Origin of the sequence: Salsuginibacillus kocurii DSM 18087 (assembly GCF_000377705.1) — a bacterium.
GTDB classification, from domain to species: domain Bacteria; phylum Bacillota; class Bacilli; order Bacillales; family Marinococcaceae; genus Salsuginibacillus; species Salsuginibacillus kocurii.
In genome coordinates this window covers 35,719-48,278 of sequence record NZ_KB898631.1, presented here as the reverse complement: position 1 = coordinate 48,278, position 12,560 = coordinate 35,719, and the positions used below count along the sequence as shown (strand labels likewise).

Genomic DNA, 12,560 nt, shown 5'->3' with positions numbered 1-12,560 from the left:
TTTCCCCCTTGCATGTATAGATTTATAAAGCTTTAGATGGAGAGTGACCTTCACCAGGGTCATCGTCATCTACTTGAACTGTCGCATCTGGTTCATCGTCCAGCGGCGTAAGTGTCAAGCCGGTATAGGCGTAAAATAGGGTGATAAGCGGCGTAACTAAACACAAGAAAGCAAATAATATATAACCCATACCCACATCAAATGTTGTCATTACAAAGGCACCAATAATGCCCCATGGGATGAGTGGGTGTAAGATCGAACCTGCATCCTCTAGTGTTCGCGATAAGTTTTTAGGGTGCAGGTTGGCTTTTCGGTACGAATCTTCCAGCATTTGACCAGGCAAAATAATAGAAAGATACTGTTCGCCAATGACAAAGTTAACCCCGAAACAAGAAACGACGGTAGAACTGATTACATTCCCTTTTTTACGAAGTAAGCCTTTGATACTGTCAATGAGGGTATGGGCAATTCCCACTCCTTGGAAGACACCGCCAAAGCCGAGGGCAACTATAATAAGGGAGACACCAAAGAGCATGCTTTCTAGGCCACCAAGTGATAGAAGACTATCTATACTCTCTACACCTGTTTGCGCCTCATACCCAAAATGAGCAGCTGTCATAATATCGCCTAAGTTCACGCCGGGGTTTGTATAGAAAGTAGTTAACACAGCTACAATTAACCCCATTGTTAATGAGGGAAGCGGCTTAACCCGTTTCACTGCAAGACCAATGATGACAAGAGGTGATAAGAGTGTAATTGGACTAATCATAAATTCTGCTTGTAGCGTGCTTATCATTTCCTCGACCTGTGCTGTATCAGCGCCTCCCTGATTAATAAACAGCCCTATTCCACTAAAAATGAGAAGCGCTATAATCAAAGCAGGAATGGTGGTCCATAACATATGGCGGATATGTTCAAACACATCTACCTTAGCGGTCGCAGCCGTTAAGTTCGTGGTATCAGATAAAGGTGACAATTTATCACCAAATATAGCGCCACTAACAATGGCTCCTGCCGTCATTTCTGGCGAGATTCCCATGCCAAGGGCGACGCCCATGAGCGAGACCCCAATTGTCCCCATTGCACTCAAGGAGCTTCCTGTCATGATAGCCACTACTGCTGTAATAAGAACTGCAGAAGCCAAGAAGAACGTAGGTGAAAGCACGTGTAGTCCGTATAAGGTAATGGTAGGAACTGTACTGTTTAAGACCCAAACGCCGATCAGTACCCCGATAAGACTTAAAATTAAAATAGCTGGAATTCCGTATGAGATTCCTTTAATCATCGATTCTTCAAGCTCTTTCCAAGTATATTTAAGCTTTAAGCCGTAAAATGAGACAATGATGGCAGCAAGTACAATTGGGATATGAGGAGCAACACCGAAGTAGAGAATACTAATCCCTAAAATAGCGATAATCAGGACTAAAACAATCAAGGAACCAGATAACGTGGCTCGGTTATTTTCCATTTAAACCCTTCCTTCTGAAATAATTTTTGAGAGGGTGGCCTTGGGTGTAAGTGCTTACATTTTTCTTCAAAATCATATACCAGAAAATATATGATTTTTTGGTTAAAAAGGAGTTATTATGTCGTAACTTGCTCATGCAGTACTTGTTCTAAAGCTGTGATAAATTGTTCGTTTTCTTCTGGCTTTCCGATTGTTACACGTAGCATAGTTGGATATCCCATCATGTGGCCTGGACGTACAATAATTCCTTTTACAAGTAAGTGCTGGTAAATTGCTTCTGCTTCAGTTGCAAGATCAACCATAATAAAGTTTGTATGGGTAGGGAAATAGGTGAGCCCTAATCTTGTGAATTGGGATTCTAAATAAAGACGGCCGCTTTCATTTTTTTCAAGAGTGAGATCCATAAACTCCTTATCATCTAAAGCTGCCAGAGCTCCGGCGTGAGCCAGCCGATTTACATTAAAGGGTTCTTTTCCTTTGAGAAGCTCTTGAATGATAGAAGGGTGAGCAATACCGTAGCCAACCCGGGCTGAGGCTAATCCATATACTTTGGAAAATGTTCTTAGGATCATCAGGTTAGGGAAGTCTTCTAAATAGTCAAGTGATTGTAAGTAATCATCGGTATGCACATATTCATAGTAAGCTTCATCTAGTACGACTAAGACATCAGGAGGAATACTTTGAATCAGTTGAAGTAGTTCGTTTTTCCCAAGGATTGTGCCCGTTGGATTGTTTGGATTGCACATAAAAATGATTTTTGTATTTGGAGTTACCGCCTCACTTATGGCCTCTGCATCATGGGTTCCATCACGCATGGGTACTTCCACAGGAGTTCCGCCTTCTATGAGTACATTTGTTTTATAACGTGGGAAAGTGACACTGGCCATTACCGCCTCTTCACCAGGATTTAAATATGTTCTTGTAATCATTCGAATAATCTCATCTGAGCCGTTGCCAATAATGAAATTGTGTGCAGAAGTGTTTAAATGCTTGCTTAATTTTTCGGTTAAAACGGGAGAGGTGATCTCTGGATAGTAATGTACGTTTTTCATTTCCTTCATCATTGCTTTTTCAGCCAAGGGCGAGAAACCATAGGGGTTTTCATTCGACGCCATTTTAATGACTTTGTCTAACCCAAGTTCGCGCTTTAATTCTTCGACGGGTTTGCCGGGGGAGTACATTGCAATGGAGTTCATTTGTTTTCTTGTTTGAACCATTGAACCGGGCCCTCCTTTGTTTTAATAGTTTAAAAATTCGTTAAATACATATTCTGCATGTAATGTTATACATCGGATGTTCATCCGGCAAGCACCTCATTTAAAGCTTAAATGTTTTAAAAGAGTAAAGGATGTTGAATGTGAGAATGGTATGTTATTAAACCTTTTAAGTGAAGCCTTGTTAAATAAGGGCGTGGTGAGGAAGGGGGATTGAATTCCAATAATAATTCTACAAATTATTTAAGAGTTATATATGAAAAACATTTCTAGTGTAGAGGAAATTAGTATTGTAAATAGAGTAGCGAAGTTCTGCCGGGAGTGATTGACTGGACAGAAGCCAGCGTCACCGATCTGGCCCGTGGTTTCGTTCCGCAATACTTAACCTTTGGCAAAGAAGATCTGGAAAAATTGATCATGTACTACGGAGAAACAGAGGGATATGTTTGGGCGAATATGGTGGCCCACGTCATCGAATTGGCAGAGACGTATCCGCTTGATATTGCTGAATTTGCCTTAAAATCCGGCTTAGACGAATATGAAGAAATGGCTAAATCGACACTTGGCGTTCAATAAGCGTATAGGTAATTGATGTGAAGCTTCCTCATACACAAGAGGAGGCTTCTATTTTTATTGGCAAGAAACTATATAATACTTTTCCTGAAAAATTACTTTGACACAAATAGTATTATTTCATACATTATATAAAGAGGTGAGTGACTATGAGTGGAACGATATCGAAAGATCTGATCCGCGGTAATACCGTGACTATTATTCTGAACGTTCTCAGGCACGGGGATAGCTATGGTTATGAGATTTATAAAACGATCATTGAATTAAGTAATCACCAGTATGAGCTTAAAGAGGCGACATTATATACAGCCTTCAGGCGACTGGAGAAAGAGGGGTATATTGCTTCTTATTGGGGAGACGAAACGCAAGGAGGCAGGCGGAAATATTACCGAATCACTGCTGAAGGGCGTGAGCTGTATGAACAAAACAAGAGAGAATGGTTATTTGCGAAAAATGTTTTAGATCATTTGATACAGGGGGAGATTGAAGATGACTAGCAATTATATTGATAGAAAAGTAGAGCAATATATTGAGAAGCTGTTTGCAGATGTCGGCAAAAGCCAGCAGTTAATTGAATTGAAAGAAGAGCTTACAACAAATATGAAAGAGAAGGTGAGAGATTATACGTCGCGTGGGATGAATGAAGAGGAGGCATTTAAAGAAGCTGTGGTGTCGATGGGAGACTTGAGCGGGCTGGTGGAGGATATGCGTCAAGCTGGACAGGAAAGTGCAAAGCAGTCTGTTTATTCGTCCATGTCGAATCGAATCTCAACAGGGGGAATTATAATAGGTGTTATGCTCATTTTATTTGGAGTACTAAATACGCTCATGCTGTATTTCATGGGGTTGCCGCCGCAAAGTGTGGTCAGTACTTCCATTTTTGTTGTTCCTGGGGGTGTGCTGATTGTCTATGCGATTGCCACAAGAGAGACTAAGAAAAAATACGGAATGGGAAAAGCACGCGCCACACTATTTGCTGTCTCTATTGGTTTAATTTTATTTGGTTTTTTCGCAGGGGCTACGTCCGGTTTTGCCACAAATGAGGCATATGTTGCCGTCGCATCTTCTATGGTTTTTTTACTGATGGGTATTGGCTTGCTGCTGTGGAGCCTTTTCACGGGCGTTGATCGCAGAAAAAAAGTATAAGCGCAAAGGCTCTTTGCTTGCACCGTAAGAATGTCAATCAAAGGAAACGGTATAGGTGCAACTAAGGCTCAGCCTGCGCCGTAGGTTTGGCTTTGCCAAGTTTACTTTAAAGGCATGGGGATAGGGGCTCCCCATGCTCAAATTAAGTTGAAACGGAGGTTTAACTACATAAAGTAGGGGTTGTTGCACGGCTCTATTGATAGAAATATCATACGTATATGGGTGGTTAAATAGCAGTATGTCCGCCGTCGATCGGATAGACAGCGCCGTTTATAATCGGAGCTTCTCCGCTTAAAAGAAAGACGACCAGATTAGCTACTTCTGCCGGGGTACCGTAACGACCTGCTGGGATGCCGGCTTTTACTTGCGTATGGGCTTCCTCGGAGCCTTGGGTAAAGCGCTCCATCATATCAGTGGCTGTCGGGCCTGGAGCAATAGCGTTGATTTGGATGTTTTGGCCGGCGTATTCGGCTGCCGCTGTTTTGGTCAGTCCGACGACTGCATGCTTGGTTCCTGAATAGGCGCTTACACCGGGCGAACCAACAAGACCAGCATTCGAAGCAGTGTTAACAACTGCTCCTCCGCCATTTTCGAGCATTGCTTGAATGACGTACTTTAAGCCGTAGAAGCTTCCTTTTAAATTGATATCCACCACTTTTTCAAAGACATCTTCAGGGTAATCACCCAGGGGTACCACTTGTCCTTCGATGCCTGCGTTATTAAAAAACATATCAATTTTTCCAAAGGTTTCTTTGGTTTTTTGTACATAGTGCTTAATGTCTTCGAGTTTGCTTACGTCTGTTTTTACAAAAAGGGCACGCCCACCGGCTTTTTCAATGAGGTTAACAGTTTCCTGTCCACCCTCTTCTGAAATGTCTGCAATTGTTACAGCGGCGCCTTTTTTAGCTAGAGTAAGCGCTACTTGCCGGCCAATGCCGCTGCCTCCCCCGGTAATAATTCCAACGTTTTCATTTAATGTCGTCATAGAACTTCCAACCCTTTCCTTACTACTTTTTTAGGTGTGAAACTTTAGAATTAGTTCATTTTCTCAGATCTTTAGCTTAAATTCTCGAAAAAAGTCTTATGATGGCCATATTTGTTTAGAAAGACCTATTAGTTTGGATGCATATACCATGTTACAATATGTCAAAAAGCTTAGGGAAAGTTACAACCCAGGTAGCGGATAGGAGTTTGTACATGACTATAGTTGATGCCTTAATTGCGGCAGTACCGTATATTAAAAAGATTATGCGTGAAGAGGTTATGATCACTATATTTGATGATCAACAATATGTATTTTACAGTCCAAGCAAAGAATTGGACTTTAAGCATAAAAAAGGAGATCCACTGCCTCCCAAATACCAAAACTTTCAGATGGTCGACCCGGAGGAAACTGTTATTGTAAAAGTGCCAGAAGAAGAATTTGGGGTTCCGTTTGAATCGATATCGCTGCCAGTAAAAGATGAAAAGGGAACCTTAGTTGCTGGAATGAATGTAGCTGTCAGCCGCAGAAATCAGGAGAGGCTTGAAAAAATGACAGAAGCGATGCAATACATTTCCAATGAACTAACTGACAAAATTCAGCATATTGCAGCTCATTCCGAAGAATTATCTGCAGCGAGCGAGCAAATTTCGGCCAATGCTGAAACTGCTGTAGAGGATTCGGCAAAAGTTACAGATGTAACGAGTGTGATCAGAGGAATTTCTGAACAAACTAACCTTTTGGGATTGAATGCAGCAATCGAAGCGGCCCGGGTTGGTGCCCAAGGAGCAGGGTTTGGCGTGGTTGCAGATGAAGTACGCAAACTTTCTCACGATACAAAGGAAGCTACAGTCAATATAGAAAGCTCCCTTACCAACATTAAGGAATCTATTGAAAGAATGCAGGGGGATTTCAGCGATATTAACTCCTCCTCGCAGCAAGAAGTAAAGCTTGTAACTGAGTTTATGGAAGATATAGAAAAGCTTAACGCTACCACCGAAGAAATGAAACAGTTTATTGAGCAATTAGTGAGCTATGAGTAAGGTCTAACGCAGAAGACTTCCACCTTTAACTTAGGAGTTTGAACGTGGTAGTGAAAAAGAATACCAATACCGGCTAAATAAAAATGGAGCTGACCCAGATAAGGGCTAGCTCCATACTTTTTGAAGCCCAAGCGGAAGAAAAACTGTTCGCTACATGAAAGGGCACGTTAACTGATCCTGCGCCCTGCTGCGTTTGACGGTTAAGCTAGCCAAACAACGCATGTCGCCATGGCAGTTTAGCAGTGTTTTTGAACTCTTCAGCGGTTTCATCAAACTGAACCTCAGGATTTTTCTCAGCTACGAGCTGCAGAAATTCTGAGGTTTCTTTACGACCAAATTGTGTGGCCTCGACCTTCGCGAGCTCATCGTTGTGTATATTTTTAAAATGAAAGCTGTAAGTAACTCTTCTACTATTATTTTTTCCTTGTCTTTTAACACGCCTCTTTGTTTCCACAGAAGCTATCTCCTCATAGTTAATTTCCTGTCCGGTAAATGTTTTTTGATGAAAAAAGGACTCTTCAAAACAGTGAAGTTTCGAGCGGAAATTCGCAAGCAAGGTAAATAGGATCATTAAACCGATTAAAGCAATAACCCAAAATGGGAGGCCAGTCTGAGCCATGAAGACAAGAACAACAACTCCGATGGCTGGAGCCAGTACTTTTGTGAGCAGAGGCTTGGTAAACCTTCGTTCTTCTTGCACGTTACCACCCTTTCTTTCTAATTTTACTTTCATAGATTTATAGAACATTAGAATCAATTTCATCATGACGTTTTATGAGCAATATAACGATTACGATCTATTTGTTTTTTTATTTTGTATACGGAATTTCAAAAGTGACTGAAACGTAAGACGGCGACTCCCAGAGGAGAAAGCGCAGTCTGAAGATCCACTTTTTCGAGTTTTACCGAGAAAAAGTTAGCTGAAGACAAGCCCTCGGGAAAGCGTCCGTCTGAAGTGAAGGTCACCTTCATTATTCGGATGTTCATATCTTATTTTAAATGATGAAATTGATTCATTATTTAAGAAAATAGAGTCACGGATAAACTAGCTGCGACTTGTCTGAGGAGTACCTTTCCCCTCATCGTATAGAAGGTTAGTCTTTCAATCAATATCGAATTGCCAGAAGAGTCGACAGGCTAACAAGGCCAGCCCTTTGCAATTGCCCCGGCTTATGTGTACCTAGCTTCGGAAGACTCACGTTTTGTGACCGGTCAAATTGTGCATGTGAATGGCGGCCAAGTAACTTCTTCTTGATCTTGCTGAGGAAATGACGCTTGGACAAAGCATGGGGGGGTTCTCAACTACCTGCTTACAACAAGTAAAAAGTATATTTTAGCTAAATTCTAAATTTTCCCTTTTATTTTCAAAAAGTCTCATGTACACTGAAGTCAAACTTAATAGAAGTAACTAGGGGAGTCCAACGAGTTGGGCTGAGAAAGAAACGCTGTGAAGTTTCTTGACCCTTCGGACCTGATCTGGTTCATACCAGCGTAGGGAAGTTAAAAGCGTTTGATTTGTAACGATAACTCCAATCCAAAGCCGGGTCCAAATTGTAATGGCCCGGCTTTTTAATGTTCGTTCAAATCATTCGTTAATACTGGTTCCAGATCTCGTCCTTTAAACAAACACTGTTGTGAAGGAGAGATTTTTTTATGTCCGAATTATCGTTAGATGAGAAGAACATTTCGATCATGTCCAATTTCACAGGGAGTAAGAAAGTTTACGTGGAAGGCTCTAGGAAAGACATTCAAGTTCCAATGCGAGAGATTGCACTCCACGCAACGTCGGGGGAGCTTGGAGAAGAAGAGAACCCGCCAGTTCGCGTTTATGATACGAGCGGGCCGTATACTGACCCAGATTATGAGATCGATATTACCAAAGGGTTAGAAGCCTTACGAAGTAATTGGATCCAAGACCGGGAAAATGTAGAAGTGTATGAAGGACGTGCCATCAAGCCTCAGGATAATGGATTTAAGGATGAAAATGATCCACGTGCGAATCGACATGTTTTTTCTAACTTGAAGCGTAAACCGCTCCGGGCAAAACCAGGGGAGAATGTAACTCAGCTCCATTATGCAAAGCAGGGAATCATTACACCCGAAATGGAATTTATTGCGTTACGAGAAAACATGGAACCGGAATATGTAAGGGATGAAGTAGCCAAAGGAAGAGCCATCATTCCTTCAAACATCAATCATCCGGAGAGTGAACCGATGATTATTGGCCGCAACTTTCACGTGAAGATAAATGGAAATATCGGCAACTCTGCTGTGACTTCTTCCATTGAAGAAGAGGTCGAAAAGATGACCTGGGCAACACGCTGGGGTGCTGATACGATTATGGATTTATCCACGGGTAAAGATATTCATACGACACGTGAGTGGTTAATTCGAAATTCTCCCGTTCCAATTGGCACTGTTCCCATTTATCAAGCACTTGAAAAAGTGAACGGAGTTGCAGAAGAATTGAGCTGGGACGTTTTCCGCGATACGTTGATTGAACAGGCGGAGCAGGGGGTTGATTATTTTACCATTCACGCAGGTGTTCTCTTGCGCTATGTCCCATTAACGGCAAACCGTTTAACTGGGATTGTCTCCCGGGGAGGTTCGATTATGGCACAGTGGTGTTTGTATCATCATGAAGAGAACTTTTTATATACACACTTCGAAGAGATATGCGAAATCATGAAAACATATGACATTGCGTTTTCGTTGGGAGACGGCCTTCGTCCCGGTTCCATCGCTGATGCAAACGATGAAGCACAGTTTGCGGAGCTAGATACGATGGGAGAACTCACTAAAATAGCTTGGCAGCACGACGTTCAAGTGATGGTTGAGGGGCCGGGGCATGTGCCGATGCATTTAATCAAAGAAAATATGGATAAACAATTGGAAGTGTGTGCGGAAGCTCCATTCTATACGTTAGGACCACTAACGACTGATATTGCGCCGGGATACGATCACATTACTTCCGCGATCGGCGCCGCAATGATCGGCTGGTACGGCACGGCCATGCTTTGTTATGTGACGCCTAAAGAGCATTTAGGTTTACCTAATCGAGATGATGTACGTGAAGGAGTAATTACGTATAAAATAGCAGCTCATGCAGCTGATTTGGCCAAGGGCCACCCTGGCGCCCATAAACGAGATGATGCCTTATCAAAAGCGCGTTTTGAATTTAGGTGGAAAGATCAATTCAATCTTTCGTTAGACCCGGATCGTGCGTTGGCTTACCATGATGAGACACTTCCTGCAGAAGGAGCTAAAACGTCTCACTTTTGTTCGATGTGCGGCCCTAAATTCTGCAGCATGCGCATTTCACACGATATCCGGAAGTATGCAGAAGAACATAATCTAGAGACGCAAGAAGCAATCGAAGCAGGTATGAAAGAAAAAGCCCAAGAGTTTAAGCACTCTGGCAGCAAGTTGTATCAATAAGGCCGAATAAGACTGGTCGATGCGCGGTGCTTACTTTTGACCTAAAGACGCTCCATTCCTGGGCAGCATAAAAGCTATCCAGGATGGAGCGTTTTTTTACTCCATAAGAATGTATAAATAGTTGCAGGAATCGGTATACGTGCAACTAAGACTCAGCCTACGCCGTAAGCTTGGCTTTGCCAAGTGCTCTTTATGGAATTAACGTCTTCATATGGTGAAATTTGTCCCTTCCTTCCTATATAATAGGCAATACGACATACAGGCATGGTGTGGGATCATGGCCTGACTTCTGGAGAGACAGTGATGAGTTTATTTATTGCAAAGAAAAGACCGCTGCGCTTAAATACGTGGATTACGTTATTGGTTTGCGCCGTTTTATTGGTGGCGCTTTCAGTTACAAGCCTTTTAATTGCTTATAATACCGCTGAAAATACGAGGGAATCACTGCGGGAAAAGACGATGGATATTGCTTCTACCGTAAGCCATTCCCCCGTCGTTATTGAGGGATTATTAGCTGAAGAAGAAGCTCAAGTGCAGGAGTATACAGTAGAAGTTCAGAATGAGACCGATGTCGAATACATCGTCGTCATGGATATGAACCATGTCCGCCTTTCTCATCCGCATGAAGCACGAATTGGGGAGCTTTTTGTCGGAGATGATGAAGCTCTGGCTTTTCGCGGGAATCGGTATACCTCAGTAGCTGAAGGAACGTTAGGAGAATCGATGCGTGCTTTTGTGCCGGTCTGGAACGATGAGGAACAGATTGGCGTTGTGTCGGTTGGTATTTTAACGGAGCGGATTAATGAATCAATGCTCGATAGTCAACAAATGATTTTAGTAGGCAGCAGTCTCGGGCTCTTTGTTGGGTTTTTAGGTGCTGTGCTGCTTGCTCGCAAGGTGAAACGGACTATGCATGGGCTTGAACCGAACGAAATTTCACAGTTGCTGCAGGAACGAGAAGCCATGCTAAGTTCTGTGCGGGAAGGGATTTTAGCGATTGATGAGCAAGGGAAAATCGTAGTGGCTAATGAAGCAGCCCGAACATTATTTGCAAAAGCGGGTTTATTTTCCTCAGTCATCGGTGAAGACGTGGAGGATATCTTGCCGGAATTTCGTTTGCAGCAGGTGCTGTATTCACGAAAAGTGGAACATGATCAGTTCCAAGCCGTGAATGGGCTGGAGATGGTGGTAAACCGCGTGCCAGTTTATGTAGATAACCGAGTAGTTGGTGCGATTGCTACCTTTCGTGAAAAGACTGAATTGACGTCAGTAGCTGAACAGTTAACCGGAGCCAAAACATACGCGGAGACACTGCGCGCGCAAACACATGAATTTATGAATAAACTTCACGTCATGACAGCGATGGTTCATACGAATGCTTATGAAGAACTGGATGATTACATTAAACAAATTTCGTATAATTATCAGACCGAAGTAGGCTGGGTCTCACAGCACATTAATGATCCAGTGCTGGCAGGCTTTTTGATGAACAAATTGTCTTACCTTGAAGAGAAACATATCGAAGTGGTGCTCGCAAGCGGAAAGCCATGGCCAACAATTAATCATACAGAAACCTTGGATGCTGTTATTACCATTCTTGGAAACCTGCTTGATAATGCGGCTGAAGCAGTGAATGATGAAACTCAGCCCCTCATTCATGTCATGGTGGACGATGAGGTAGACGAGCTATATGTTTCGATCCATGATAACGGAGCAGGCATGGACGAAGAGACCAGGCAATTGCTTTTTAAAAAAGGCCAGTCGACAAAGGATTGGGATCGCGGTTACGGTTTATATCTAACAAAGCAAGCGCTTGAACAGATCGGCGGCGCGCTTAACCTAACAACTGAAAAAGGGGGAGGGACAACCTTTCATGTGCGCTTTCCAAATGAAAGGAGACAGTCATGATACCAGTATTAATTGTAGAAGATGACCCGATGGTAGCCAAATTTAATCGTATGTATGTCGAGAAAATGGAAGGGTTTGAAGTAACGGCAACAGCAAGCACGATATCGGAAGCATGGGAAGTAGTAGAAAATGAAGAGGTTGCTTTAGTGTTGCTAGACATTTATATGGTCGAGGAGAACGGCCTCCAGCTCTTAAAAGAGATCCGGCAGAAGCAGGTACAAGTAGATGTCATTGTCGTTTCTTCCGCCAATGACAAGGAATCGATTCAGCTCGCGCTTCATTATGGTGTCGTCGACTACTTAATGAAACCATTTGACTTTGAGCGTTTACAGGAAGCTTTTTTGCAATATAAAGAAAAACAGACCTTACTAGAAGGCCCCTCCGCCATTCATCAAGAAGAGCTTGATCGCTTTCTGCAAAAAAAGAAAACAAACAGAGAAGCCACCCCTCCGCTGCCGAAAGGGTTAACAAAGGAGACCTTTCAACGCGTCATAGCACAGATTCTAAATTGGGAAAGTGGCTGGTTTTCAACCGCAGACTTGGAAAATGTAACAGGTATTTCGCGGGTTTCCTTGCGCAAATACTTGCAGTACTTACAAGAGAACGATTTTCTTCATAAAGAAGTGAATTATCAAAACACCGGCAGGCCGCTGCAGACCTATCAATTAAAAGCCGAACAGCGAGAGGTTTTAGCTGAATGGCTTTAACGTTTATCGAGGGGCCTTAGGACTGGCAGCAGATGGAATGCCAAGCCGCTTAATGGCAGCTGTAAAAAAGCGGAGCGCAGT

At 42.8% G+C, this 12,560-nt stretch carries 10 protein-coding genes, 2 pseudogenes and 1 riboswitch; of the genes and pseudogenes, 8 read left to right on the top strand and 4 right to left on the bottom strand.

Translation table 11 applies throughout. The features are described from left to right. Positions 1–22: 22 nt before the first annotated feature. Positions 23–1,468, bottom strand: a complete 1,446-nt coding sequence (gene nhaC, locus D469_RS0115550) for a Na+/H+ antiporter NhaC (RefSeq protein ID WP_018924318.1) — start codon at positions 1,466–1,468, stop codon at positions 23–25. Positions 1,469–1,584: 116 nt separating this feature from the next. Continuing rightward, positions 1,585–2,685: a histidinol-phosphate transaminase gene (hisC, locus tag D469_RS0115545; RefSeq protein WP_018924317.1), complete on the bottom strand. Its 1,101-nt coding sequence runs from the start codon at positions 2,683–2,685 to the stop codon at positions 1,585–1,587. A gap of 318 nt (positions 2,686–3,003) precedes the next feature. On the opposite strand from hisC, the gene D469_RS0115540 reads away from it, so the two are divergent. The 3 genes from D469_RS0115540 to D469_RS0115530 all read left to right on the top strand — a co-directional run bounded on the left by D469_RS0115540 (position 3,004) and on the right by D469_RS0115530 (position 4,401). Next, entirely contained in the window at positions 3,004–3,258 is a 255-nt protein-coding gene (locus D469_RS0115540; RefSeq protein WP_018924316.1) for a protein kinase family protein, read from the top strand. Between the two features lie 146 nt (positions 3,259–3,404). Continuing rightward, positions 3,405–3,752 carry a PadR family transcriptional regulator gene (locus D469_RS0115535; RefSeq protein ID WP_018924315.1) on the top strand — a complete coding sequence of 116 codons (348 nt, stop codon included), beginning with the start codon at positions 3,405–3,407 and terminating at the stop codon, positions 3,750–3,752. Continuing rightward, a complete protein-coding gene (locus D469_RS0115530) occupies positions 3,745–4,401 on the top strand; it encodes a permease prefix domain 1-containing protein (RefSeq protein WP_018924314.1) in 657 nt (218 codons plus the stop codon). Before D469_RS0115535 ends, D469_RS0115530 begins: the two co-directional genes overlap by 8 nt. A gap of 226 nt (positions 4,402–4,627) precedes the next feature. Here D469_RS0115530 and D469_RS0115525 read toward each other — a convergent pair whose 3' ends face one another. Next, complete coding sequence (locus D469_RS0115525) at positions 4,628–5,386, bottom strand: SDR family NAD(P)-dependent oxidoreductase (RefSeq protein WP_018924313.1); 759 nt, start codon at positions 5,384–5,386, stop codon at positions 4,628–4,630. A gap of 698 nt (positions 5,387–6,084) precedes the next feature. On the opposite strand from D469_RS0115525, the pseudogene D469_RS22795 reads away from it, so the two are divergent. Further along, positions 6,085–6,426: pseudogene (locus D469_RS22795) on the top strand (methyl-accepting chemotaxis protein); the annotation flags it as partial. A gap of 205 nt (positions 6,427–6,631) precedes the next feature. On the opposite strand, the gene D469_RS0115515 reads toward D469_RS22795, so the two are convergent. Next, entirely contained in the window at positions 6,632–7,126 is a 495-nt protein-coding gene (locus D469_RS0115515; protein ID WP_018924311.1) for a YgaP family membrane protein, read from the bottom strand. 441 nt (positions 7,127–7,567) lie between these two features. On the opposite strand from D469_RS0115515, the pseudogene D469_RS21765 reads away from it, so the two are divergent. The 4 genes and pseudogenes from D469_RS21765 to D469_RS0115500 all read left to right on the top strand — a co-directional run. Next, positions 7,568–7,681: pseudogene (locus D469_RS21765) on the top strand (SDR family oxidoreductase); the annotation flags it as partial. A 145-nt stretch (positions 7,682–7,826) separates the two neighbouring features. Beyond that, positions 7,827–7,941, top strand: a riboswitch (TPP riboswitch). 138 nt (positions 7,942–8,079) lie between these two features. Then, entirely contained in the window at positions 8,080–9,864 is a 1,785-nt protein-coding gene (gene thiC / locus D469_RS0115510; RefSeq protein WP_018924310.1) for a phosphomethylpyrimidine synthase ThiC, read from the top strand. Positions 9,865–10,167: 303 nt separating this feature from the next. Beyond that, the gene (gene dcuS, locus D469_RS0115505; RefSeq protein WP_018924309.1) at positions 10,168–11,772 is read left to right on the top strand and encodes a DcuS/MalK family sensor histidine kinase; all 1,605 of its coding nucleotides are present in this window, start codon (positions 10,168–10,170) and stop codon (positions 11,770–11,772) included. Then, positions 11,769–12,479 carry a response regulator gene (locus tag D469_RS0115500; RefSeq protein ID WP_018924308.1) on the top strand — a complete coding sequence of 237 codons (711 nt, stop codon included), beginning with the start codon at positions 11,769–11,771 and terminating at the stop codon, positions 12,477–12,479. Before dcuS ends, D469_RS0115500 begins: the two co-directional genes overlap by 4 nt. The last annotated feature ends 81 nt before the right edge of the window (positions 12,480–12,560 follow it).

Bases quoted from the DNA above. Each gene is read 5' to 3' on its own strand.
- nhaC (WP_018924318.1), bottom strand. From the start codon at position 1,468: ATGGAAAATAACCGAGCCACGTTATCTGGTTCCTTGATTGTTTTAGTC.
- D469_RS0115500 (WP_018924308.1), top strand. From the start codon at position 11,769: ATGATACCAGTATTAATTGTAGAAGATGACCCGATGGTAGCCAAATTT.
- thiC (WP_018924310.1), top strand. From the start codon at position 8,080: ATGTCCGAATTATCGTTAGATGAGAAGAACATTTCGATCATGTCCAAT.
- hisC (WP_018924317.1), bottom strand. From the start codon at position 2,685: ATGGTTCAAACAAGAAAACAAATGAACTCCATTGCAATGTACTCCCCC.
- D469_RS0115530 (WP_018924314.1), top strand. From the start codon at position 3,745: ATGACTAGCAATTATATTGATAGAAAAGTAGAGCAATATATTGAGAAG.
- D469_RS0115525 (WP_018924313.1), bottom strand. From the start codon at position 5,386: ATGACGACATTAAATGAAAACGTTGGAATTATTACCGGGGGAGGCAGC.
- dcuS (WP_018924309.1), top strand. From the start codon at position 10,168: ATGAGTTTATTTATTGCAAAGAAAAGACCGCTGCGCTTAAATACGTGG.
- D469_RS0115535 (WP_018924315.1), top strand. From the start codon at position 3,405: ATGAGTGGAACGATATCGAAAGATCTGATCCGCGGTAATACCGTGACT.